Here is a 25,067-nt window from a genome sequence, read left to right as displayed (position 1 = left end):
CCTTTTTCACATCATTTATACTTGAAGTCAGAAATTTCTATAATAAAAGGAGAGGATATCATGGATACAGAAGTGAAGGCTTTAATAAATGAATTAGAAAAGTTTTTACGGGATGAACAGCTTACTATGAACGAGACTGTTCTAGAGGAACATAGCACGGACGAATCCTATCACACGCCCAGTTCACCGAATGTTGTAGTATTTCCAGAAAACGCTGCTGAGGTGAGCGAAGTCGTAAAGCTCGCAGATAAACACCAGATCCCAGTTGTGCCTTATGGCCTAGGAACAAGTTTAGAAGGACATGTCATTCCCTACGATCATGGCATAACGATTGATTTTTCCGTAATGAACAACATACTGGAGATAAGGGAAAAAGATTTTCTTGTCAGAGTACAACCCGGTGTAACGCGTTCCCAGTTGAATAAAGAGCTGAAAAAATATGGATTATTTTTCCCAGTGGATCCAGGGGCAGATGCAACGCTTGGTGGAATGGCTGCGACGAATGCCAGTGGAACGATGTCTGTCCGATATGGTATCATGCGTGACCAGGTTCGCAATTTGGAAATAGTACTTGCAGATGGGAAAACGATACATACAGGAAATTTAGCGGAAAAGTCATCATCAGGTTATCATTTGAGTGGCATTTTTGTAGGGTCTGAAGGTACGCTAGGCTGTTTTACCGAGTTGACCCTAAAGGTATACGGCATACCAGAGCACCAGATGGCAGCAAGAGCATCTTTTAACACGGTGGATGATGCAGTTGAAGCTGTCACAGCAATATTACAGGCTGGCGTGCCCATAGCCAGAATGGAGCTTTTAGATGAGCCATCCATGGTACAAGCGAATCTATATAGTGAAACGGACTACAAAGAAGTACCTACATTATTTATGGAGTTTCACGGAAATGAGGCTGGACTTGCGCAGGATGTTTCGTTTGCCGAAGATATTCTCAAGGATTTTGACTGTCTAGAAGTAGCATTTGAGACGGAAACTGCAGCACGGAATAAGCTCTGGGAAGCAAGGCATCATGTGCTCTACGCTTATACCCATGGCTATCCGGGAAGGAAATTAATGATAACAGATGTTTGTCTCCCCATTTCTGAATTAGCAGGAGCCATTCAAAATGCGCAAGAAGCCATAAGAACCTTTAACCTGCAAGGCGGGATAGTCGGTCATGTGGGGGATGGAAACTACCATATATTCTTAATGATCGATCTCGACAACGTGGAAGAAGTACAGAAGGCAGAACAACTAAATGAACAAATCGTCGAATACGCGCTTGACCGAGGAGGTACATGCACCGGCGAACATGGCGTCGGAATAGGAAAACAAAAATACCAGGAAAAAGAGCATGGAGAGGCACTTCATGTTATGGAAAAAATTAAGCAAGCACTTGATCCACGTGGTCTACTTAATCCGAATAAGATTGTGAAAGGCAGAGTTTCCGCGGGAAGAGAATAACAGCCGAACACGCCAGAGAGCGAGGGCTTATCGTTTTCTGGTGGCTCTCTCCCGATTCGGTGCGGGGCTCTCCCGTTTTTCGGTGGCTTCTACCGAGTGGTAAAGACTTCACCGTTCTCGATAATAAAAAGCACCTCCTTCTGTAGAATACGACAGAGAAGGTGCTCTTACATGCAGTATTAAAAAACTATTATTATGAAAGAACTGCCCCGCTAACTTTTTCAAGCTCTTCTCCCAAATGCTTCGCTACTTCCAACATACCGAATTTCCCGCTCTTCGCTTCGGCATCGCTATTATAATTGGTATTCGTGTTAATATCATACGTATAAATTTCTCCATTTTTATCCTGAATAAACTCAATTCCAGCAATTTTAATATCATTTGCTGCAAGTACTTGCTCATATTTTTCCAGTACAGGATGATCGAAACCTTCCCTTACTTGAAATTTGGCTGTTTCTGATTCCTCTTCTCCTGCAGGAAATTGATCTTCAATTGAGCATGCATCTGCCGGGCATAATTCAAACCCTTCTGACGTATCAACGCGAACTGCATAAAGGAATTTACCTCCAACAAATTCACAACGTGTAATGAAAGACTCAGGTGATTCTATATATTCCTGAATTAACGTAACGCCATCAACTGGCTCCTCAAATTCATCCCCTTCCACATATTGTTTTAATGCTTCGACTGAATGAAAAAGTTTAACACCAAGACCTTTTCCTGCACGGTTATGCTTCGTAATAAATTTCGTTCCTTCAAATGACTCTGCCGCTTTTAGCAATTCATCTTTTCCAACTGCGGCAACTGTTCTAGGTGTTTTTATGCCAAACTTTTCAAGTTCCAAATACTGCAGTACCTTACTTAACTCTAGCTGAAGTGCGCGGTTTCCATTAATCACTGTCCTGCCATTTTGTTCCAGCCATGATAGAACAGCACTTGTTAATTCTGGCGCAAAACGGTTTCCACGCGTGTGAGATGAGGCGCTCATCCGGTTATAAAAAACACCATTCGGTGGCAAAGAAGTCAGATCAACTTTGCCATTATCCAATAACCAATCTTCATATGGAAGACCTAACTCTTCTAATCTATCGGTTAAATGATCTGTCCACTCGTTATTTTCATGTAGTACATATATTTTACTCACAAAATCTGCCCCCTATTATATGTTTGTTAACGTCGCTCGTAATTCCTCAACTTTTGGCATAACCTGTTTTGAAAAACGTTCCAATTCTTCCAGCTGTGGAGAACATTGTAATAATAGTAAATCAACACCAACCTTTTCAAACTCCAAAACCTGTTTTGCAATTTGCTCTGGTGTCCCCACAAGATTTGGACGCAAGCCCCGGTTCGATACAGAATAATCTTGCAGCTGAATCTGTTGCTCCAGCTCTGACTTTGAGGTAAAATCTTCAAACCCAGCATAACCACTCATATCTTTCACAGTCGTAATACGGTTTAATTCAGCATGTGCCTCTTCCTCTGTATCACGGCAAATCACGTAGGCTGCCATGCCAATAGATTGTAAAGGTTCAGGTCCAGCTGCCTCTCTTCTTCCTTTCATATCAACAATTTTCGCCTCAGCTTCTTCTACGGTGTGCCCATGCAAGATATAGGCATCGCAAAGGGAAGAAATAACCTGTTTCCCCTTTTCACTTTCACCACCAGCATATAAAACAGGATTCGGACGTTGAACAGGTTTTGGTGAAAGCTGCGTGTTTTCTATTTTGTAAAACTTGCCATCATATGAAAATGTCTCTTCTGTCCATAAGCCCTTTAATATCTCAAGAAATTCGGTTGTCCGCTCATATCGCTCATCATGTTCTGTAAAATTACCGCCGTATTGTTTCGCTTCCTCAGCCCACCAGCCTGAAACAACATTTAAAGTAAATCTCCCTTTACTAATATGATCAATATTGGCTGCCATCTTTGCTGTCACAGCGGGATTATGAAACACTGGACGCACGGCTGCCATAATTTCAATTTTTTCCGTTACTGCTGCTAAAGCTGCTGCAGTTGACCAAGCTTCGATAGAATCCTGATCTGTTCCTTTTATATCATTTAAGTACAATTCAGCAATTAATGTGGTGTCATATCCCCATTTTTCAGCGGATTGTATTACTTCCTTTGCATAATCGTATGTTGGTGGCATGCTTTCATTTTCAACATTTCGTAGCCATCCACCAAAAATAGGTAACCAAAATCCATACTTCATGAACTCCACTCTCCTTCTATTAGAAAACTTGGCATCCGCCAAGCCTTATGCAGTTAAGAAAGTAGTTATGCTTTCTCTTAACTGCTTAAATAAACAAAAAACTCTTTCCTGGATAAGAAAAGAGTTTAAAATCTATTACAAGATTACGTCTTCTCTTATCTTTCAAGCGTATGCTTGATGGAATTAGCACAGTATTCAAATTAGCGAACCTGTTGCCGAGGTTTCAAAGGGCCATTTCCCTCCACCTCTCTAGATAAGGAATAAAATATGTAATTGTTAGATATTATAATAAAGCAATTTTTGAATAATGTCAATTGATAATAAATATTCTCTCTCTCTTTTGTTTAGCAGATAGGTGTATATGCTTTCCTACTGCCTAACAAAGCAAAGAACCCTTTAAGAATCCGTTTAACGAATACCGCATTTTCTATAATTCTTATCCAGAATCAACAATATGCTAACTTTCTTTTTTAACTGTATCCAACGGAAGTGTAGGGTCATCTGCCCATTCCGTCATGGAACCATCATACATAGCGACGTTATCTTGTCCGAGTTTGTTTAAGATCAATGCATTCCACGTTGCAGCAATACCACTGCCGCAATAAGTGATTACTTTTTTATCTGGATCAAGTGCTCCAGATTCCTCAAATGTTTTTCGTAATTTTTCATCATCATAAAGTTCCTTCGATTCCGTACTAGAAAGATCACCAAAAAATACATTTACACTACCAGGGATGTGCCCTTTTCTTGCATACGTATCAGACTCCCCCTTGAAATCAGCTTCTGAAAGACTGTTAACCAGAATGACATTTTCATCATTTAATGCCTTTTTCACATCTTCTTTTGTAGCTAATAATTCAGGACGACGTTCTCCTGTAAATGTGGCTTTAGGATAAGAACCTGGCTCTGTTGTAACCGGACGATCTTCCTCACGCCATTTCGGAAATCCTCCATCAAGTACTGCAACATTGTCAAAACCTTCATAACGTAATTGCCAAGCAAGACGTGATGCCCAATCGGATGCAATCACTGGGGCGCCTACTATTGCTTCCCCTTGATCGTAAACGACGACATAGGATTCATCACCAACACCAAGTTCACTAATTTTCTTGACAAATCTTTCCCTTGAAGGGATCGTAAAAGCATATTTGGAGTCAGGATCCGAAAGATCTCCAAGCAAATCAGCGAAAACTGCTCCAGGAATATGACCTTTATCATATGCTTCCTCTCCCGACCATACATCATAATAGCCAGAAGTTGGTTTTAGAAACGTAGTTGCATCTAACAATCTCAAGTTTGGATCATCCAATCTTTCTGCTAACCAATCTGTGTCTATAAGTAAAGGTATATTACTCAACTTAGTTCCTCCTATACATTATAATTCTCATTTGTTTACTGAGGTTTATAATTTATTATAGCTCACTGTAGTAGTATGATCAAACTGTTTGATTTGTAAAATTTCTTTTAGCGAAGAGTTTTCTTTAATCACCTGAAGAATCCATTTCTTTAACCTGCGAGCTTTCCTTAACTACATTCTCAGGCTCTTTATTATCCATATCACCACTCGTTGTTCTGTTAAACGCTTCAAGCGTCTGTCCGTTCCTTCCGATTTCAGGTAATCTCTTAGGTCCAAAAATGAAGAATACCACAGCTAAAATCACAATTAATCCTGCTATTCCGATAGTCAACATCCCCATATTTTCACCCCCCTATAAGAAATAGATTAAATTAGAATGCAATTTATGCATAAAAAAATGAGAAGGAACCAGTCCAAGACTGAGTCCTCCTCATTATTTCTATTCCGTCAATAACGGGTAATACCCTTCTTTCGTATGTGTTTCTCTCCCTACAAGTGGTGGATTAAATACACAAACCATGCGCATCTCTGTTCTAGCACGAAGTCTATGCTTATCGTACTGATCCAGAATATACATCGTTCCAGCTTGAATTTGATGCACTTCTCCAGTTGCTATATTTTCGATTTCACCATCACCTTCGATGCAATAAACAGCTTCGATATGATTTTTATACCAAAAGAAGTTATCTGTTCCAGCTTTAATAAGCGTGTCATTCATACTAAAGCCGACTCCATCCTTTTTCAATAAAAAGCGGCGACTCGTCCAGTTATCGCTAGATGTTTCATCTTCCGTCCCTTTGATATTTTCCAGTGATTTTATGATCATTTCTATTCCCCTTTGCCGTATGAATTGTATTTAATATTGTAATGAGTCCTATTATTTAGCCAGAACTTGTTTGATACTATCTTCCAGAATCTGTAAGCCTTTTTTAAGGCCATCATTATCAATAATCAGTGGTGGAAGGAACTTCACAACTTCATCATTTGGTCCTGATGTTTCTACAATTAGGCCGCGATTAAATGCTTCAGCACAAATTTCATCGGCAATACCTTCTCCTTCAATTGCAATGCCCTGCATTAAACCTCTTCCACGAGCTTCACCTTTTAATGCTGGATAGTTTTTAACCCATCCTTTTATCGCATCACTCAATATGCTAGCTTTTTCTTGAATGGCTTTACTTAAATCATCTGTTTCCCAATTGGTTAATGCTTCTGTTGCTGCAATAAACGCCAGATTATTACCACGGAATGTACCGTTATGCTCACCCGGTTCCCATTGATCATACTCCGGTTTGATTAGCGTAATTGCCATCGGGAGTCCAGCTCCTCCAATTGATTTTGAAAGACAAACGATATCTGGATTAATCCCCGCAGGCTCAAAACTGAAGAAAGTTCCAGTTCGTCCGCAACCTGCTTGAACATCATCAATAATTAATAAAATGTCCCAGCGCTTGCAAATACTTTCAATCTGTTTCACCCAGTCCAATCGAGCAGCATTCATACCACCCTCACCTTGCACCGTTTCCAGAATAATAGCAGCTGGTAAAGCAACACCACTTCCACTATCTTCTAGAAATTTTTCTAAATAAGCAATCGAGCTCTGATCTTCCACATAATCATCAAAAGGCATGGATACGGTATGGTGTAGAGGAACACCTGCTCCATGTCGTTTAAATGAGTTAGCCGTTACAGAAAGTGAACCAATTGTCATGCCATGAAATGCATTCGTAAAGCTAATGACCGAATCACGTCCCGTTACTTTTCTGGCTATTTTCAAAGCACTTTCAACTGTATTGGTTCCAGTTGGACCAGGAAACATGATCTTATAATCCAAATCACGAGGCTTAAGAATAACTTCTTTGAAACGTTCAAGAAATTCTTTTCTTGGATTTGTTCCCATATCAAGACTGTGTAAAATGCCATCATTTTTAATATATTCAATCAGTTTTTCTTGCATGGCCTCATCATTATGTCCGTAATTTAGTGCACCAGCCCCTGCAAAAAAATCGATGTATTCTTTTCCATCCGTATCCCACATTTTATAGCCTTTAGCTTTTTCAAAAATAGTTGGCCAACCTCGGCTATAACTTCTTACTGCTGATTCTATCTCTTCAAACGTTTTCATTTTCTTATCGCTTAATACTGCCGTTGTCATGAAATCATCCTTTTATCAATATTTTTTCTTCTTGAATAGGTCCGATCTTAAACAATAGTTCATCTTCATGCCCTTCTCCGGGAAAATCATTGGATGAAAAATAATCGCCAACCTCACAATTGGTGTCAAGCTTTTTTGCAAGACCTTGAAACAGGTTTTGTGAGGGCGTATTTGATGGAGATACGGTTGCTTCAACATACTCTATACAATGTTCACGATTCAGCAGTTGAAAAAGCATCTTCGTCCCCAACCCATTGCCTCGTTCAGATTCATTAACAGCTACTTGCCAGATGAATAGTGTATTCGGTGTATCCGGATGAATAAACCCAGAAATGAAACCGACTATCTCCCCTTCTCTTTCCGTGACAATCGATGTTTCCGAGAACACCTCACACCACATGAGATAACTATAAGAAGAGTTTAGGTCAAGAACGCCTGTATGTTTAATCAATTCCCATACAGCTGCTCCATCATTTTTATTCGGCTTACGAAAATGAAAATCGGTTTTTATGTCCTGTTCTTTTGTCAATTCACCAATTCCGCCTTTACTGATGCTCTCACCTCCGAAATTATTTGAAAAACACGTACCATTTAAGGGTAAATCCAAGAATGCATTTCGTCAAAAGGGATTAAATCTTATACAGCGTGTTTAAACTTGATTCCATTTGATTCATTAACAATAGGTGCCATATTCTATAAATAACTAGCAAATGGTAAGGAATAGACAGAATTTATAGGAATTTGGTATAAAAATTAAAAATAAATACATTCTTGGGGGCGTTTAAATCACAGATCTGCATAAAAAGTAAATAAATTTAGCTTAATTACTGTATTCTAGTGCTTTCTTTTTTAGCCTACACAAGAAAAAGCCTGCATGATTGCCGATTCCTGTAATCATATATGGATGGATTCAACGAACGATTGTGATTTTTATTTGCTATATTTTAAATGTCTTATCATAAACCTAAAATTCACGCAATTACGTTCAAAAAAAACAATCTATTAAAAACAGCTCTTTGATGCTTTATCTATTTTTCCTAAGCAGTTATTTACTTCTATTTTCCTAATATTTCTACTTTGCTGTTTACGCATTAATCTAGTAAAGTTGATCTTGTACACAGGAAAGTTTCCCTATGTGCTAGTATTTACGCAACAATGAACGCGACATCAAAGAGGTAAAAATTTTGATAGGAGTGTTTATATAATGGAAGATCTTTATCCATCAAGACAAAATAATAAACCAGAGATTTTAAAACGGAAGGATCCTGTGATTCACACAGATCGATCAAAAGATAATCAAGCACCTATTTCCAAAGAACAGCTTGATTCGTATGAACGAAACGGATTCTTGCAGATTGAGAATTTCTTCTCTTCGCAAGAGGTAACTGATATGCAAAACGGTATTTTCGAACTACAGGACTCCAGCAGGGACGTAACTTCTGAAAAAGTGATTCGTGAGCCACAAAGCGAGGAAATCAGATCTATTTTTCACGTGCACAACGACGATAACTATTTTCAAAAGGTAGCAAATGATCAACGCTTGCTTGATATCGTAAACCATCTTCTTGGAAGTGACGTCTATATACATCAATCTCGAATTAACTATAAACCGGAATTCTCAGGTAAAGAATTCGATTGGCATTCGGATTTTGAAACATGGCATGTGGAAGATGGTATGCCACGGATGAGGGGTGTCAGTCTATCGATCGCCTTGTCCGACAACTATACATTCAACGGGCCCTTAATGCTTATACCTGGGTCCCATAACTACTATGTCAGCTGCGCGGGCGAAACACCTGACGATAACTATAAAGGTTCATTACAAAAACAAAAGCTTGGCGTTCCGGATCATGACAGCCTGCGCTGGCTCGCTGATCAAGGTGGCGGTATATCTGTACCCACCGGAAAAGCTGGTTCCATTACCTTATTTGAAAGCAATACCATGCATGGATCGAGCGGCAATATTACACCATATAGCCGCAACAACTTATTCATGGTATACAATAGCGTTGAAAACGCACTGGTAAGACCGTACTCAGGAGGGAAAGAACGTCCTGAGTTCATTGCTGTACGAGAAGGTGCTGCAACCCTAAGCGGTATTAGATAAGGAAAATCAACGGGAAACTTTCCTGACATAGAATTTACTGGCACATAAATTTGGCTGCCTCAAGAGGAGTGTTTACTCCTTTTGAGGCAGCCTTTTTCTATTCAGTATTACGAAACCGGAGACTTCACAAAACGTTCATAACTCAATGGTTCAGCAGGGATAATCGTTTCTTTCCCTTGTATTAATTCTTCAATTAATTTTCCCGTGACGGTTGCGAGACTGATCCCGTCCCCTTCATGACCTGCCGCAATATAGAATCCAGGTACCTGCTCAACCGTTGAAACAATTGGCAAGTGGTCTTTTGTCCATGGTCGAAAACCAGTATATGCACGAATCATATTAAAATCATCCATTTTCGGGAAAAAGCGCATTGCCCGTTTTGCCATTGTTTTCACGACATTGATGTCAACCCTGCCATCAAAACCTATAAACTCCCGACTGCTTCCAAGCAGGAAATTCTGGCTTTCGGTTGGCTCCAGCACAAGCGCTACACCATGTTCCTGCGTTTGTGGATCCGCAATGCGCTCGCGTTCAAATTTATTCATCAAGTAACCGAACTCCATGACATTCCGCATCATAACTGGCTCTTGTCTCGATCCGACCATAATATGCCCCTTTCTAGGTACAATCGGAATCTCCACATCCAGCATCTCGCCAATGAAAGGTGCCCAAACACCAGCTGCGTTCACCACTTTTTCGGCTGTAAATGTTCCATTTGTTGTTTCAATGGTGAAGTCCTCTTTTTTGGAAATAGAGGTCACTTCAGTTTGTGTACGAACTTTAAGTCCATAATCCTTTGCCCGATCAATGAGCGAATAGCAAAATAAATACGGATTGATGAGCGAATCCGTTTCACTTTCAAGGCCACCCGGGATATCATCAGCAAAGTAAGGAGATTCCTGGCGGATATCTGAGCGATCAAGCATATTAAATTTTAAACCGGCTTCATTTTGAATTTTCACCCAATCTTCTGCAGCTTGCAATTCAGCATCATTATCACAGACAAGTATACTTCCTAGGGCGCGATATTCAAATGGCATTTTCAGATCTTTTCCCAGATCGACGGTTAGTTCTTGGCTGACCATGGACATCTTGCTGTCAAAGCCTGGATCCTTGTCAACGATGGTAACATTTCCGTCACAGCGAGAAGATGTACCACTTGCAATATCCCCCTTTTCAATCAGCGTGCAATCGATTCCAGCTTTGGAAATGTAATAGGCAATCGCACACCCCATAATGCCGCCACCGATAATAGCAACTTCTGTATGTTCCTTCGTCATATTTGTCTCCTCCATTACTTATAAAATAAAACGTAAACTGCGATAAAATATAGCTTGCATTCTATTTATTCTGTCCTGTTCTGTGTCACTTTTTATTTTGTTAATAATTATCCTGCTAAAATGTTAAATCGATCCTATCATATATGTTAAGATAGCAGTAAATGGTATGTCAATGTTTTTCAAAACAATAATGAAAACAGTTTCATAGTTTATGTGTGAATGTATAAGGAGGATGACCAGATGGATAAGATGATTATCTGTAGGTGTGAAGAAGTAGCTTTAAAAGATGTCAAAGAAACGTTTAGTAAATACGGATGCTCAGCTCGTGAAGTCAAACTGCGCACACGAGCCGGTATGGGTTATTGCGGTGGACGTACATGCAGGCCAGCGGTTGATGCTGTATTGGAAGAGGTAACAGGAGAAAAACCGAGCAACGAAATTCCGTTGAAGGTCCAGCCTCCTGTCAGACCAGTACCATTATCCGTGTTGGGAGGTAAATAAAACCATGAGTAATAAGCGCATTACGAAACATCCTGTCCTGGGAAACCTGGATAATCAGACAGCCGTTACATTTACATTTGATGGAAAAACCTATGAAGGTTACGAGGGTGACACGATCGCTTCTGCATTGTTGGCAAACGGCATCCGACAATTGCGTGTACATGAAGAAAGTGGAAAACCGCGTGGCATTTATTGCAATATTGGTCATTGCTTTGAATGTCGGGTAACCATTGACGAGAAAGCTGGAGTCCGTGCATGTATGACGGAAGTGAAAGAAGGCATGGTAGTAAAAAGTGGAACAACACAGCCTTTGCCACTGAAGCCTACGGAGAAAAACACCGAACAATTACCACGTACATACACCGAATTTCAAAAGCAAAACGAAGGTAGCAAGGAGGAGGATCCGCATGTATGATGTTATTATCATTGGTGCCGGCCCCGCTGGTTTGTCGGCTGCGATTGCTTCCCGTGAGTGGGAAGCGCATGTGCTTGTTCTTGATGAATTTCCGAAACCAGGCGGGCGACTCTTGGGCCAACTTCACCAGGAACCGAATGGAGAGTGGTGGAATGGCATCAAAGAAACCGGGATTCTAATGGATAAGGCCGAAGAGCTGAATATCGATGTTAGATGCGGGATTTCTGCGCATCATACTGAAAAAACAGCTGACGGGTTTACCGTACATACGAACGAAGGAACGTTTGATGCTGAAAACCTGCTGATAGCCACAGGAGCAGCGGAATCGGCTGCACCAATCCCTGGCTGGACGCTTCCCGGTGTTATGTCAATAGGAGCGGCGCAAGTGATGACGAATGTTCACCGCGTACGAGTAGGAGATAAAGGGATCGTTGTTGGTGTCAACGTATTGTCGGCTGCCATCGCAAGAGAACTGCAATTGGCAGACGTCGAACTTCATAGCATGGCGCTCCCTGCAGTCAACCCTGTTACAAAAGACCACGGTGATCCTGGAAAAGTAATGGATGGGCTGGTTCGGATTGCTCACTTAGCTCCGTCTGCTTTCCTCCGCTTCGGCAGCAAATTTGCCAAAGCCGCATGGGTGCGAAAACTAGCTGTTAAATTTTATCCAAAAGGCGGCGTTAAGATGTGGGGAATGCCTATTCACATCCGTAAATCCGTCGTTGAAATAAATGGCAATGAAGAGGTGGAGTCGGTTACGATTTGCGATATTACACCCGATGGTACGCCAATAAAAGGAAGCGAAAAAACGGTGGACGTCGATTTTGTGTGTATTGCCGGTGGACTATATCCACTAGCAGAACTAGCTGCTGTGACTGGATGTCCGTTCCAATACATCGAAGAACTGGGTGGCCAAGTCCCTGTCCATAATGAACAGATGGAAACACCAATAGAAGGTTTGTATGTCGCCGGAAACATAACGGGTATTGAAAGTGCCAAGGTTGCCAGAGCACAAGGTACGGTCGCAGGCCTTTCCATTGCCAAGCAAAAAGTGAAGGATCTGGCAGACATAGAATACAGGGTGGATGAAGCAAAACAAAAGGTAAAAGCAATTCGCAAAGAAGCTTCTATTCAGTTTCATCCCGGGATTGACGAAGGACGTTCAAAAATAGAAAAAGCATTTCAAGATTATAGCAACGTAACATGAGATTCACGGCGTCAATTTCTTTTAAAAGAGGTGCTTAGGGTAAGTGAACGTCTACTGGAATTAAATAAAAAGACAAGCGCCTTATTGCTTTCTACGGCAATAGGGCGCTTATTATATGTATTTTCTATCCGTTTCAACATACATTAGTCTGAGCAAGTTTGACATAGAGCGAATGGCGTGTTGATGTAATACTTACGTGGAGGTGGCATCTGAATGATGATCAGCAATCGCGAGATAAGTGGAAACAACGTATTGAAAAATTAAAAAAAGTTGGGAAAAGCATGCAATCTGCAGGAAATTTTATGACAAAGGTTGGTTTCTAACTCTATTTGTTACAGTTCAAATTATATACTGAAAACACTGACGAAACATCATCGTTCGTCAGTGTTTATATTATGGCCATACTATTCTCTATTCCAAAATCGTTGCTGAGCGATTGCAGAGACAAAGTCCTCTCCGAAGTTTGGATTATTTGTGGAAAAAACGACGCCTGCGAAGTTATTTTTTTCAGATCCTTGAATATAAGACTGCCCAGTTGAGGAAATGCCTATTGGTTTAAAATGTTTATATGCTTCATTTACGAACTCCATAATGCCCTGGTCAAATTTCGCTTGATTTTTAGCACTTCCACCGACGACGTAGATCGAGTCATATAGGACAGGATATTTGGTTAGAAATGTCTCATTCACTTCAATTTTGGTTCCATCGTCTCCTGTAACTGTACCAAGCTTTTCACTAATAATATCCATAAATACTCCATTTTGCTGCAAAATATGCAATACATTTCTAACTTCTTGCCCATTAAATCCATTGCCTATCAACACACCAACTTTTTGAGTATAAGCATAATAGGGTGTATTTAATTGACTAATGGCTGGTGAACTTTTTGTTACTGGAACATGAGACCCTTTTGGAAGATCTACATCAAGTTCTTCGGCCATAATATATGCCATCTCTTTATCAACATTTACCCACATATCGACATTTTGCTGCCTAACCGATTTACTTTTCACGTACTGCAGATGAAAGATAAAAGTTTCCACAAGGTCTTGCTTTTCTACATCTGATAAGCTGTTCCAAAAAAGTCTGGATTGTGAGAAAAAATCAAAAAACGATTTGCTTGGTCGTTCCCTCGTTACGTGGCCTTCCACTTCTCCGGGATAATGGACGTATCCACCCTCCTCAGGAGAGGCCTCTGCTGGTGTATTTCCAGCTAATGAATTCTCATGATAATTTACGTAATCAACATCAATCCGGTGTCTCTGATAGCTGTCTCGCAGGTTGTAGTTCCTTTCTACGATTGGTCTGTTAACTGGGATATCCTCAATATTTGCTGAACTTTGTCGATACAGTTCTGTATCTCTATAAGCAATCGCTCTACCCTGGAGGACAGGATCATTCGTGAACTCGATTCCTGGAACAACATTGGCTGGATCAAATACCGACTGCTCTTCCTCTGCAAAAAAATTATCTACAAGCCGATTTAATGTCAACTTACCGATAATTTCAACAGGAACTTCTTCTTCTGGCCAAAGCTTTGTATCATCTAAAACATCAAAATCAAATTTAAATTCGTCTTCTTCAGCAATTAACTGTACACCTAATTCATATTCAGGGTATGCTCCTTTTTCTATTGCTTCTATGATATCCCGGCGATGGAAGTCTGGATCTACCCCTCCGATTACATTCGCTTCATCAAGTAACAAGGAGTGAACGCCAAGCTTAGGCTCCCATTTAAATCGAACAAAAGTCGATTTTCCTTGTTCATTAATAAACCGAAATGTATTGATCGGCCAGCCCGCCATCATGCGCCAGCTTCTCGGACGGCCTCGCATAGACATGAGCCACATCACCATATGAGCTGATTCCTGATTATTCGCTACATAATCCCAAAAAGCATCTTGTGCCACAGTCGCTTGTGGGATTTCTGTTTTCGGGTTCGGTTTAGCTGCATGTGTCACATCCATAAATTTCATCGCATCTGCTAGAATGAAGACAGGGAATTGGAGTGATAGGGAATCGTAATTTCCTTCTTGTGTATAAAACTTGACCGCAAAGCCACGAATATCTACTGCTGTATCCTTCGACCCTTTACTTCCGATAAAATTAGAGAATCGAGTAAATACAGGGGTCTTGCGTCCAGCCTCTCCCAGAAAGTGAGTTCTAGTGACATGTTTCATTGACTTATAAGCTTCAAAGTCCCCATATACTCCGAATCCCCTAGCATGAACTACTTTTTCTGGTATTCGTTCCCGGTTAAAATGTGTCTGTTTTTTATAAAAATGAAAGTCTTGTAATAAATGGGGACCACGCCTTCCTGCTCTTAAGCTCCAGCGATCATTTGAAACTCTTACTCCATTCTCATCTGTCATCTTCTTTCCTGGTCCTGTATTTTTTCTTCTATACTGTTCTAGCTGCTCATCTTTTTCATCCTCACCACCTTTTTTATTTCTATTGTTTTCTGATGATGACTTATCATCCATGTTATCACCCTCTTGTTAAATTTTACCCCAATTATATACATATGGTTTTTTTCTAGGCTTAGAACAGTTTCATTCATTTGATTCGTGAGGATAGGAAATGTTCCTTGAAAACCCTATTAAACGGGAAAGAATAAATATTCAGGCATTCACCCAATACTTACGAAAAGAGCCAAACAAAAAAGGCTGCTAAAGACTTTTGCGTCTAGAGCAACCTTTTGATATGAAATGGGAGTTACGATAACAAACTTATTTCTGAGGTGCTGAAGGTGTTGAAATACTCGACAATGCCTCTTCTGCCTCATTATCATATTGATTATCTACAGCAATATCACCTAAGGCAACCATCCCTACGATCTGTCCATTTTCCACAACTGGTAAACGACGAATTTGTTGTTGAGACATCATTTCTGCCGCTTCATGTACATCCATATCCGGTGTAGCTTGAACAACTTGTTGAGCAGTCATCGCTTGAGATACAGGTGTTTGTGCAGCTTCCCCCTGTGCTGTTGAGCGGAGTGTAATATCACGGTCTGTTATAATACCAGTCATTTGACCACTATTATTAACAACCGGAACAACCCCAATATTATGCTCACTCATCACGGATGCAGCCTCCTGTAGGGACTGTGTTTCCTTAATAGTAAATACGTTTGAAGTCATGATGTTTCCTAAGTTTTGTTGCATAAAAAAACCTCCCTTTCAATTCATAGTCTGGTTTATTTTGCAAAAAATATTAGTGGGACATTTTTCAAGTATTAGACGAGTTTATTCCATTTTCCTTTATAATCTCGAAATTCGATAAATTTAGAAAAGATTGACCAATTACGTTTATTTTATTATGAAGATTATATATACTGTTAATAGAAACAGAAAAATAATAGAAGGAGAATGTTAATGGATTTAAACGGTATTTTACAAGTGGTATCAAATAGTAAGCTCGTTTATCCGGACAAAGAAAAGGAACAAGCTACATCCATTGGAAGCAATGAAGCGTTTGAAGAACTTCTTGAGCAATCACGAAAAGATCCTGCCTCCTTTTGGGACAGCGTCGCACGTGAACTTATTTGGTATGAACCATGGCAGGAAACAATAAGTGGCAATCTTCCTGATTTCCGTTTCTTTGAAGGTGGAATTAGTAACCCTTGTGTCAATTTACTTGATAAGCATGTTGATAACGGTGCAGGAAACCGAACTGCTCTTATTTGGGAAGGTGAAAACGGCGATACAAAATTTTATACGTATAACATGCTACTTGCAGAAGTAAATCGATTTGCGAACGTCCTACGATCTTTTGGGGTCAAAAAAGGGGATTGTGTTGCTATTTACCTGCCCAATCTCTCAGAGGCATTCATTGCTGTACTAGCATGTTTTCGCATTGGGGCCGTTTATAACACCATTTTCTCTGGCTATTCGGAAAAATCATTAAAAGATCGCCTTACCAATTTTGAACCCAAAGTTATTGTAACCGCCGATGCAACTCAGCGCCGTGGCAAAATAATTCCTTTAAAAGAAAAAGTCGATCACGTTATGGAGACTATCTCTCCCGTTGAAGCGGTTATTGTGGTCAATCGTTTAGATGCAGACATTCAAATGAGTAACGGTCGTGATTATTGGTGGGACGAGCTCACCCAAAAAGCAAGTATTTACTCCAAACCTGAAAGAATAGAAGCAAATGATCCTGGTATTGTATTTTATACAAGTGGAACTACTGGAAAACCAAAAGGCGTTGTCCATTCCGGGATGGCATTTGTAATTCAAAATTACATTTATGCCAAATACCATATGGATCATCGCCCTGACGATGTGTTCTGGTGTACTGCTGACGTCGGATGGTTAACCATGCATATTTGGGGAATTGTCGGATCCCTAGCAAACGGTGTGACAACCGTTGTTTATGAAGGGGCACCCGATTATCCCACGAAAGATCGCTTTTACGAAATCATTGAAAAATACCGAGTGAATAAATTATTCACAGCTCCTACTGCACTCAGAATGTTAAAGAGCATGGGCGAAAAAGCGATGCAGCCATATGATCTATCCTGTCTTGAGGTGATTTCTCTCGTTGGGGAACCATTTGACATAGAATCATGGAAGTGGACATATGAAGTACTAGGCAAGAAAAATATTTATGTCAATAACACATGGGGGCAAACAGAAACTGCTGGGTCTCCTATTTCTGGGGCAGCGTGGCTAACCCCCATGAAACCAGGAGCAGCAGGAGTTCCTTTTCTAGGTGCAGAATTCGATATTGTTGATGCTGAGGGAAATTCCGTTGAACCTGGTACATTAGGAAATTTAATTATTAAGGAGCCATTTCCAATGCTGTGCCGCACACTCTGGAAAGAACCTGAACGCTACTATGGCACCTATTTCAGCCAAGTTGATGGCAGTTACTTCGCTAGTGATTTGGCTTTGCTAGATGAAGATGGTTACTTATGGGTCGTTGGTCGTTCTGATGATGCGCTCAATGTTGCAGGACATCGATTGAGTACGATGGAGATGGAGAGTGCTGTTTTAGAATGCGAGGGGGTTTCAGAAGCCGCTGTTATCGGAATCCCTGATGAAATAAAAGGTGAAGTTCCAGTCGTATTTGCTCGTTTAGTAGATGATGTTGATAACACGGATAAAATAAAGGACAAGATAAACCAACGTATCGAACAGCAAATCGGTAAAATTTCGCTTCCGAAAGCTATTGTTTTTGCTGAATCATTGCCGAAGACAGTCAGTGGGAAAATCATGCGTCGATTGTTAAAGGAAATCGTTGAAAAAGGAACCGTTACCAGTGACATCACCGGACTTGAAGATCCAGATTCTGTGGAACATGTAAAAGAAATCATGGATTCCAAAACACCAATAAAGTAATGTATGAGGTATCTATCGTCACTTGTTGGATGCACGCAAATTCAGCAAGTGACTTTCTTCTTTCTTCTTTTTACCTCCTTTAATGAACTGACCCACCACTGAAGGGAGCTTCACTTTATGCTCGTCTTATTACATAAGCTTTATTACATTAAAAATGTACAGACATAAATCTATTCAAACGTTATATACTTAATTTTGTACCTTATACGGTAGCATCATGTATTATGAAGGAAAAATCTAGAAAGGTGGACGGTACTATGGTAAACAATCAGAACATACTCATCATGGGTGGAGATGCCAGGTATCTGGAGGTCATTAAACGATTGTCTAAGGACGGAGCAAACGTATTTTTAATTGGATTTGATCAGTTAAGCTTTGATGATACGAACATTAAACAATCAACGCTCGAAACAATGGACTTTAGTATGCTAGACGCGATAACCTTACCTGTTGCTGGCACAAATACAGCTGGAGAAATAGAAGCTACTTATTCTGATCAAACCATTTATCTAACCAAGAATATAATAGCTGAGTCTCCAGCAGATTGCACAATTTATACAGGAACATCCAATCCTTTTTTAGATAACCTAGCGAAATCAACCAATAGGAAATTAGTGCGTTTATTTGCGCGCGACGACATGGCTATATTAAATTCCATTCCCACTGCTGAAGGTGCGTTACGATTGGCAATGGAAGAAAAGGATATTACGATTCACGGATCTCACGTAATGGTACTTGGATTTGGAAGAGTCGGGATTACAGTTGCACGACTGTTCTCCTCTGTAGGAGCTAACGTACGTGTAGCTGTACGAAAGTCTTCTGATATCTCCCGCATTATCGAGATGGGGTTAGAGCCTGTACGACTTGAAAACTTAGATCAAAGCATTAATGATATTGATATTTGTATGAATACGATCCCATATCCAGTTATCGATTCAACTATTATTTCGTCCATGAAATCGTCCGCCCTCATTATTGATCTTGCTTCAAAACCAGGCGGAACTGACTTTACATTTGCTGATAATCAAGGTATTCAATCTTTACATGCGCTCGGATTACCTGGTAAGTCTGCTCCTAAGTCTGCTGGGAGAATCATTGCTGGCGTACTCGCAGAATTGTTAGATAACTAACCCCACATATTTTGAGGTTAGTTATTATCTGAATTTATTTTCTATTCAAGATGATTAAACAAACTCTATCTCCAACGTAATGCAATAAGTAACCGACAACACGCTGGATCATCCTCAGAAACGCTTGAACGGAATTCCAACTTTAGATTATCCGGATTATACGTGATATCCACTTCGGACGAAATATCTAAAGAATAAATTAAGCGTTCTACCTCTTCTTGATCTGATGCTTGAGCCGCTTCCATAATCTTTAGATCAAATTCCTTTGACTCAGCCAATTTATCAAGAATCACATTAGCATCATTCATTAATTTCTTTGTTTCATTAGCAGATTGAAGAAAGAGTTCGGGATCAGCAGGTGGATACTGACGAATAGGCCAGTAGGTATTATAATAACAAGCTGGGCAATATGCAGGGTGATGCACATAATACATTAACAAATCTCCCTTCTATAAACAAAGTAAGCTTTAAATTTATCGACGCGCGATCATAGCGATGAATCACTAATTTAATTATATGCAATACAGTTTTTCAGGGAACGAAAATTCCTTTTCGATTTTACTTATTCATAAAATTCCATTATTATAGGTTTTACTACTAGATAAGGAGTGGTTCCGTGGAAACAAACATAGATGAAATAGCAAGTAAACTGCTAAAAGCACATCAGACAAAGGTTCCAATTGATTTTATCCGAAATGATTATACGCTCGATGAACAGACCGCATACAACGTACAGGAACAACTCGTTCAGAAGAAATGTAAGCTTTATCATGAAGAGATCAGTGGCTATAAGATCAGTATGACAAGTCGGGAAACGCAGAGCCTTGCGAATACCAATGAGCCAGCATATGGCACGTTGACAACAAACAGTCTTGTCAAGAACAAAGCTACTCTTTCTTTATCTAATCTTTTTGATCCACTCGTCGAACCAGAATTAATGTTTGTACTATCTGAGGATTTAACCATCGGAGCAACAGAAGATGAGATTCTTTCCAAATGTAAAATTGCTGCTGGGTTGGAAATTCCCGATTCCCGCTACAAGGATTGGTTTCCTCATTTTTCATTAGCTGACCTTTTATGTGATAACGGTGTCGTGGGACATGTCGTAATTTCAGAACTTGTTCGCCCACCATCCATCAATGAATTAGAAACAATTAAAATGGATCTTTATCATAATGGCAAGAATATCGGTGAAGGAGTCTCAAACAATGTGCTAGGAAACCCAGCATCAGCCGTAGCATGGCTTACGAAGAAGCTTGCAGAACGTAATATAAGCTTAAAAAAAGGAATGATCATCTCCTCAGGTACATTTATCTCTCCACTAAGGGTCGAAGAAGGTACCTATGAGGCTACATATCATACAATCGGTAACGTTACCATTACATTCACAGAGTAATTACCCTCTTGCCAGTTTATACGCAGAGGTTCAATTAAATAATTGCTTTAACGAAAAAATAGTAAAGGAAAAGATTAAATACCTTTTCCTTTACTTCCGCGCAAAATTTAAGGAGGTAAATTACAACGGAACTGTCGCTACTTCCTATTACCAAGAGCCAAATGCTGTACCTACGATAATTAATAGAATGAACAACACCACGATCAAAGCGAAATCGCCACCCTGTGCTTTATGATGAACATATGACATATAGACTCTCCTTTCATCCCTATTTGCGAAAGTCACTTCGCACTATTATTTTATGCAGGTTACTATGTATTGGTATAGACTGGTTAATGACTTGTTTGCATTTTTTTCATATAATTCTTTCCTAATGTAACGGAATATATCAAGATGAATACGATGAAAAACAGAAGTCAAACCGCGTTTAGGAGGAATTGATCTTATGAAAATGTCAGGAGATCTAGCTGCACAAAAATATATTGAATCCCATTTCCCTGATTGTGATGTTGCTCTTTTGGCAGGGAGTAGCGCAAGAGGCGAATTAACGGAACACTCCGATTTAGATATGGTTATTGTTGATGAAACACAATCATCCCCCTTTCGTCAATGTGTGTTTTGTTTTGATTGGGATATCGAACTCTTTGTATTTACTAACATTTCCTTATCCTTAGCCTTTGAAACAAGTCGCCTAGAAGGCATTCCAACTATTCCACGTATGTGTGTTGATGGTCATATTATAAAAGACAACGGTTCAGCGAAAGACATCCAACTTGTAGCTAAAGACTATATGGAAAAAGGGCCTGTTAAATGGACAGAAGAACAGCAGAATTACCAGCGATTTATCATCACAGACTTGCTTCAGGATTTAAATAGCTCCATTCATAAAGAAGAAAAATTATTTGTTGCACATAAACTTTTTGATTTCGCTTCTGAATATGTATTAAGAGTAAATGAACATTGGATTGGACAAGGAAAATGGATGTATCGTTCTCTAAGTGAATTTGATAAATCATTTTCTGACGAGTTTATAGACGCGTATCAGCTATTTATGAGAACTGGAGACGATGTACCTTTTACTGCATTCATTGACAGCATGCTAGAACCTTATGGTGGTCGACTCTTTGATGGGTACAAAGAGTCTTTATTTTAAAGTAAAATTAACGATTGTAGGTCAATTTTTATGATAAATTCCTCCCTTTTACACAGGATAAAAAGGATGGGAGGAATTTCATATGGATAAAAAGAAAAGAACGCAACCTGCAGAAAGTGTCGTTGCTCCTGGTATGGATCCAGAGGATTCGTATGGTGAACGAGCAACCAAATCCGATATTAGAAAAAAAGAGTCAACGAGAGTCACAAGGCTTTTGAATGATGAATACGATCCCAACGACAAATAATACGAAATTAAGTGAAGAGCATATTTCTATGTTCTTCACTTATTTTTTAATGTAAAATTCGTTCAGACGACCATGGCACTAACTATTATGACAGATTCCAGCTGAACCATCGGCCATGGCTATCTGTTTCTCCTACAGTACTAGTGTGTTCATATCCATCTATATAATAATCCAGATGAAGGTCACCGTCTTGTATATTATTGTACAGATGAAAAATGTCTCTCTCCTTGCCACTATTCTTAATGTGCTGGAGAAGTTGTACTTTGTCTTGTTTCGATAATTGGTTCGCAACATGTGTGTGAAAGACGCATATCACTGCATCTTCAGGGATTCCTTTGAGGATATCAGGCAGTAAAGCTACCCCATCCCCTTCGACAAAATTTATATGGTTTATTTTGACATAATCTGCCGCGCTTGCAAGCAAATCCCGTCTTTCTGTATGTTCAGGCCAAATTAACGCTTTTAACCATAAATAATCTTCAGCACTGTTAAGATCACTGACATGTAAATCAATACCAATTCTGCAGGCTACCGGTGGGCTGTTATTAGGTAAATATGGTAGGCGCTCACCTTTCACTTGCCCGTTTATATGTACAGTAGAATAATTATTTCCGTAAACTACATCTGTTTCATAGGAATAGCTATACTTATCCCACAGCAGTTGCAAACCAGCACTCGTTCCTATCTCTATTAACGCTAAAGGTTTCTTCACCTTCTCATACACAAAGCTAAAACTTGGATAGAGATAACTGCACCGCCTCACCTCATTTGTTTGAACCAGCCTACTTTTCATTACTGAAATAATTTCATCTTTATTCAACTGGCAAAAATCCTTGAAATAAGGAAAACATTGCTCTGTCTTTTTCGGAGATTCTACAATACTTTCATAAAAGTCTTTTAAACCATGCTCTGTTCCTTTGAGTAAAAGATAATGAACAGCACCAAAAAATAAATTAGGAATAGGTTGCCCTTGTTGCACTTTGGTGCATATAGCTAATAATTTCTCATCCATAGCTATATGTTCAGACAAATACTCATATAAGTCACTTGATCCCCTACATTCTCGATGAGCAAAAACTTTAAATCGTTCGGAAATTGTTGCAATGTCCACTATGAAATCCCCCTTCCTTGTTAAACCATCCACTTCGTCATTTAAATAAACCTTTTCACCATCTCAATTTTAAGTTTAACATAAATATCACTTATTATCAGAACATTCAGGATCATAGAGTTTTAACACATTCATTAGCAGGAGTTCTCACCATGATAAAGTGCTATAAACAACAAATATAACCAATAAAAAAGGATACGAATCGACAACGATTTGTACCCTCTCTTTCCTATGCGATTTGCTGCTTTCTTCTCGATAAACTGAATCTTGAGTGATTTACTTATAATGGACTATCGATAAATAATGTTAATACTTTTGCTCCATCATTGTCTACTGGGATAAATAAATGAGCTTTCGATCCTTGGAAATAAGCACTATCACCTTTTTCCATATAATGATGATTGCCATCATAATATAAGTGAATAGAACCTTCGATAATAAATATAAACTCATCCTGGGAATGGGTATACGTTTCTTGACGGTCATTCGTAGCCTTTGGGGTAACATGAACAATAGTTGGTTCAACCCCATTAAATTGGGATCTATTTGCAAGTAGTTCATAGGAGTAACCCATATTCTCGTCTCCAACTTTAGATTGCCTGTGCGCCTTCGGGAGTAGCACGAGCTCTTGCTCTAATTTATCATCTAACACCCATGAGAGAGGAACCTGCAAAGCTTCACTTATTTTTGAAAGAGTGGCAATTGCTGAAGCGGTTTGCCCATTTTCAATTTTGGATAATAGGCTTTTGGAGATCTCGCATTCATCGGCAATTTGCTGTTGTGTTTTTTTACTTCTTAATCGCATTTGTTTTATTTTTTTTCCTATGTTATCAAGATTTATTGGGACTCTCTCCTTTACCGTAAAAGTCGGATATGTCTTTTATCATAGAATAGTCCCACTTGACAGTCAAGGAGAGTACCTTTAAAACCATACGCTAAAAATGGGCTTGAACGGCATGTCGGGAGTATTCGTTCGATTGGTGGCGCAGTTGCTTGCTCTGGTGTACAGCCGCTCAACCTAAGATCCCACTCACTCGCCTTGGACGCGTCATAGCCTTATGCTGTACTTACATAATGGGCGAGAGCCTTACTCGGCAGATCCTTTCCCAGTTTACTTTGGATAAACAAGGCAGCCTCTTGTATTTTAAGTTCCCGAATGCCGGTTTTCACGTCTAAACCATGAAGAAGGTATAATACATCATTCGTTGCTACATTGCCTGCTGCTCCCGGTGCATAAGGACAACCACCCAAACCTCCAACGGAACTATCAAATCGCGTTATACCATATTGCAAGCATCTCAGGATATTAGCAATAGCCATTCCCCTTGTGTCATGAAAATGCATAATGATTTTTTCTTTCGGATAGCGGGATAAGACCGCTTCAAGCAACTGATCCACTTGTGAAGGTACGGCGGAACCGATTGTATCACCAAGCGATATATCGTCAACGCCATACGCAAACAATTGATCACAAACACGGATGACTTGTGCTGGTGTAACCTTCCCTTCAAACGGACAATCAAATACGGTTGAAACATATCCCGTTACACGTTTTCTCTCTTGTTTCGCCTCTTGAATAACTTCCTGGAGCACAGGAAACGTTTCTGCTATTGATTTATTAATGTTTTTCTTATTATGCGTCTCACTAGCAGACATGAACACCGAAGCGCCATCTATACCAGCTTCCAAAGCATGTTCAAGCCCTTTCATATTTGGTACAAGTGCTGAATAGAAAACATTCGGATTCCTTTTGATCTGCTTTCCAACTTCCCGTGCATCGGACAGATTAGGTATCCATTTTGGATGCACAAACGACGAGTATTCAATCTCCTTTACACCTGAATCTGAAAGTATATTAATCCAAGCAACCTTATCATCAGTAGAAATCCAACCTTTTTCATTCTGCAAGCCATCACGAGGTGACACTTCTTTTATCTCAACAAAATCTGGCCAATTTCTCATACTTACTCCTCCTCTGTTACTTGTGAAT

General features: G+C 39.7%; 24 protein-coding genes, 1 pseudogene and 1 riboswitch. Of the genes and pseudogenes, 10 read left to right on the top strand and 15 right to left on the bottom strand.

What is annotated here, in order from left to right:
• Positions 1–60: 60 nt before the first annotated feature.
• Entirely contained in the window at positions 61–1,461 is a 1,401-nt protein-coding gene (locus OLD84_RS07935; protein ID WP_209462360.1) for an FAD-binding oxidoreductase, read from the top strand.
• A 193-nt stretch (positions 1,462–1,654) separates the two neighbouring features.
• Here OLD84_RS07935 and OLD84_RS07930 read toward each other — a convergent pair whose 3' ends face one another.
• The 7 genes from OLD84_RS07930 to ectA all read right to left on the bottom strand — a co-directional run bounded on the left by OLD84_RS07930 (position 1,655) and on the right by ectA (position 7,714).
• Complete coding sequence (locus tag OLD84_RS07930; RefSeq protein ID WP_209462359.1) at positions 1,655–2,605, bottom strand: ATP-grasp domain-containing protein; 951 nt, start codon at positions 2,603–2,605, stop codon at positions 1,655–1,657.
• A 15-nt stretch (positions 2,606–2,620) separates the two neighbouring features.
• Positions 2,621–3,673: an LLM class flavin-dependent oxidoreductase gene (locus OLD84_RS07925; RefSeq protein ID WP_209462358.1), complete on the bottom strand. Its 1,053-nt coding sequence runs from the start codon at positions 3,671–3,673 to the stop codon at positions 2,621–2,623.
• A 152-nt stretch (positions 3,674–3,825) separates the two neighbouring features.
• Positions 3,826–3,933, bottom strand: a riboswitch (SAM riboswitch).
• Positions 3,934–4,130: 197 nt separating this feature from the next.
• Entirely contained in the window at positions 4,131–5,030 is a 900-nt protein-coding gene (locus OLD84_RS07920) for a sulfurtransferase (RefSeq protein WP_209462357.1), read from the bottom strand.
• Between the two features lie 124 nt (positions 5,031–5,154).
• On the bottom strand, positions 5,155–5,370 hold the full coding sequence (locus OLD84_RS07915; RefSeq protein ID WP_209462356.1) for a twin-arginine translocase TatA/TatE family subunit: 216 nt from the start codon (positions 5,368–5,370) through the stop codon (positions 5,155–5,157).
• 99 nt (positions 5,371–5,469) lie between these two features.
• A complete protein-coding gene (locus tag OLD84_RS07910; RefSeq protein WP_209462355.1) occupies positions 5,470–5,856 on the bottom strand; it encodes an ectoine synthase in 387 nt (128 codons plus the stop codon).
• 51 nt (positions 5,857–5,907) lie between these two features.
• Positions 5,908–7,185 (bottom strand): diaminobutyrate--2-oxoglutarate transaminase, encoded by a 1,278-nt coding sequence (gene ectB / locus OLD84_RS07905; protein WP_209462354.1) that lies wholly within the window; start codon positions 7,183–7,185, stop codon positions 5,908–5,910.
• Between the two features lie 4 nt (positions 7,186–7,189).
• Entirely contained in the window at positions 7,190–7,714 is a 525-nt protein-coding gene (gene ectA, locus OLD84_RS07900) for a diaminobutyrate acetyltransferase (RefSeq protein ID WP_209462353.1), read from the bottom strand.
• 675 nt (positions 7,715–8,389) lie between these two features.
• On the opposite strand from ectA, the gene thpD reads away from it, so the two are divergent.
• Positions 8,390–9,292: an ectoine hydroxylase gene (gene thpD, locus OLD84_RS07895; protein WP_209462352.1), complete on the top strand. Its 903-nt coding sequence runs from the start codon at positions 8,390–8,392 to the stop codon at positions 9,290–9,292.
• Between the two features lie 107 nt (positions 9,293–9,399).
• Here thpD and OLD84_RS07890 read toward each other — a convergent pair whose 3' ends face one another.
• Positions 9,400–10,572 (bottom strand): NAD(P)/FAD-dependent oxidoreductase, encoded by a 1,173-nt coding sequence (locus OLD84_RS07890; protein ID WP_209462351.1) that lies wholly within the window; start codon positions 10,570–10,572, stop codon positions 9,400–9,402.
• A gap of 240 nt (positions 10,573–10,812) precedes the next feature.
• Here OLD84_RS07890 and OLD84_RS07885 point away from each other — a divergent pair, with 240 nt between their 5' ends.
• From OLD84_RS07885 to OLD84_RS07875, 3 genes and pseudogenes are all read left to right on the top strand, one after another.
• Complete coding sequence (locus tag OLD84_RS07885; RefSeq protein WP_209462350.1) at positions 10,813–11,073, top strand: (2Fe-2S)-binding protein; 261 nt, start codon at positions 10,813–10,815, stop codon at positions 11,071–11,073.
• A 4-nt stretch (positions 11,074–11,077) separates the two neighbouring features.
• Positions 11,078–11,383 (top strand): annotated as a pseudogene (locus tag OLD84_RS07880) ((2Fe-2S)-binding protein); the annotation flags it as partial.
• 97 nt (positions 11,384–11,480) lie between these two features.
• Positions 11,481–12,695, top strand: a complete 1,215-nt coding sequence (locus tag OLD84_RS07875) for an NAD(P)/FAD-dependent oxidoreductase (RefSeq protein ID WP_209462348.1) — start codon at positions 11,481–11,483, stop codon at positions 12,693–12,695.
• A 404-nt stretch (positions 12,696–13,099) separates the two neighbouring features.
• Here OLD84_RS07875 and OLD84_RS07870 read toward each other — a convergent pair whose 3' ends face one another.
• Both OLD84_RS07870 and OLD84_RS07865 read right to left on the bottom strand, forming a co-directional pair.
• Positions 13,100–15,178, bottom strand: coding sequence for a catalase (locus OLD84_RS07870; protein WP_209462347.1), 2,079 nt, complete (start codon positions 15,176–15,178; stop codon positions 13,100–13,102).
• 246 nt (positions 15,179–15,424) lie between these two features.
• Positions 15,425–15,862, bottom strand: coding sequence for a CBS domain-containing protein (locus OLD84_RS07865; protein ID WP_209462346.1), 438 nt, complete (start codon positions 15,860–15,862; stop codon positions 15,425–15,427).
• A 210-nt stretch (positions 15,863–16,072) separates the two neighbouring features.
• Between OLD84_RS07865 and acs the strand changes: the two genes are divergently transcribed.
• Both acs and dpsA read left to right on the top strand, forming a co-directional pair.
• Positions 16,073–18,040, top strand: coding sequence for an acetate--CoA ligase (gene acs, locus OLD84_RS07860; protein ID WP_209462345.1), 1,968 nt, complete (start codon positions 16,073–16,075; stop codon positions 18,038–18,040).
• A 257-nt stretch (positions 18,041–18,297) separates the two neighbouring features.
• Positions 18,298–19,170, top strand: a complete 873-nt coding sequence (gene dpsA, locus OLD84_RS07855; protein ID WP_209462344.1) for a dipicolinate synthase subunit DpsA — start codon at positions 18,298–18,300, stop codon at positions 19,168–19,170.
• A 65-nt stretch (positions 19,171–19,235) separates the two neighbouring features.
• Here dpsA and OLD84_RS07850 read toward each other — a convergent pair whose 3' ends face one another.
• Positions 19,236–19,604 (bottom strand): YuzC family spore coat inner layer protein, encoded by a 369-nt coding sequence (locus OLD84_RS07850; protein ID WP_245301492.1) that lies wholly within the window; start codon positions 19,602–19,604, stop codon positions 19,236–19,238.
• 182 nt (positions 19,605–19,786) lie between these two features.
• Between OLD84_RS07850 and OLD84_RS07845 the strand changes: the two genes are divergently transcribed.
• Positions 19,787–20,566, top strand: coding sequence for a 2-keto-4-pentenoate hydratase (locus OLD84_RS07845; protein ID WP_209462343.1), 780 nt, complete (start codon positions 19,787–19,789; stop codon positions 20,564–20,566).
• A gap of 147 nt (positions 20,567–20,713) precedes the next feature.
• Here the strand turns inward: OLD84_RS07845 and OLD84_RS07840 are convergent, their stop codons facing one another.
• Positions 20,714–20,815: a YjcZ family sporulation protein gene (locus OLD84_RS07840; protein WP_209462342.1), complete on the bottom strand. Its 102-nt coding sequence runs from the start codon at positions 20,813–20,815 to the stop codon at positions 20,714–20,716.
• Between the two features lie 196 nt (positions 20,816–21,011).
• Between OLD84_RS07840 and OLD84_RS07835 the strand changes: the two genes are divergently transcribed.
• Positions 21,012–21,719 carry a nucleotidyltransferase domain-containing protein gene (locus OLD84_RS07835; RefSeq protein WP_209462341.1) on the top strand — a complete coding sequence of 236 codons (708 nt, stop codon included), beginning with the start codon at positions 21,012–21,014 and terminating at the stop codon, positions 21,717–21,719.
• 82 nt (positions 21,720–21,801) lie between these two features.
• Positions 21,802–21,966, top strand: a complete 165-nt coding sequence (locus OLD84_RS07830; RefSeq protein ID WP_209462340.1) for a hypothetical protein — start codon at positions 21,802–21,804, stop codon at positions 21,964–21,966.
• 85 nt (positions 21,967–22,051) lie between these two features.
• Here OLD84_RS07830 and OLD84_RS07825 read toward each other — a convergent pair whose 3' ends face one another.
• From OLD84_RS07825 to OLD84_RS07815, 3 genes are all read right to left on the bottom strand, one after another.
• Positions 22,052–23,077 (bottom strand): DUF2332 domain-containing protein, encoded by a 1,026-nt coding sequence (locus OLD84_RS07825; RefSeq protein ID WP_209462339.1) that lies wholly within the window; start codon positions 23,075–23,077, stop codon positions 22,052–22,054.
• Between the two features lie 280 nt (positions 23,078–23,357).
• Positions 23,358–23,903 (bottom strand): helix-turn-helix domain-containing protein, encoded by a 546-nt coding sequence (locus tag OLD84_RS07820; protein ID WP_264917488.1) that lies wholly within the window; start codon positions 23,901–23,903, stop codon positions 23,358–23,360.
• A gap of 230 nt (positions 23,904–24,133) precedes the next feature.
• Positions 24,134–25,039, bottom strand: coding sequence for a hydroxymethylglutaryl-CoA lyase (locus OLD84_RS07815; RefSeq protein WP_209462337.1), 906 nt, complete (start codon positions 25,037–25,039; stop codon positions 24,134–24,136).
• Positions 25,040–25,067: the final 28 nt, after the last annotated feature.

Origin of the sequence: Virgibacillus natechei, assembly GCF_026013645.1 — a bacterium.
Lineage (GTDB): Bacteria > Bacillota > Bacilli > Bacillales > Amphibacillaceae > Virgibacillus_L > Virgibacillus_L natechei.
Note: the sequence above shows the minus strand (reverse complement) of the source record. Positions and strands in the feature narration are given on the sequence as shown.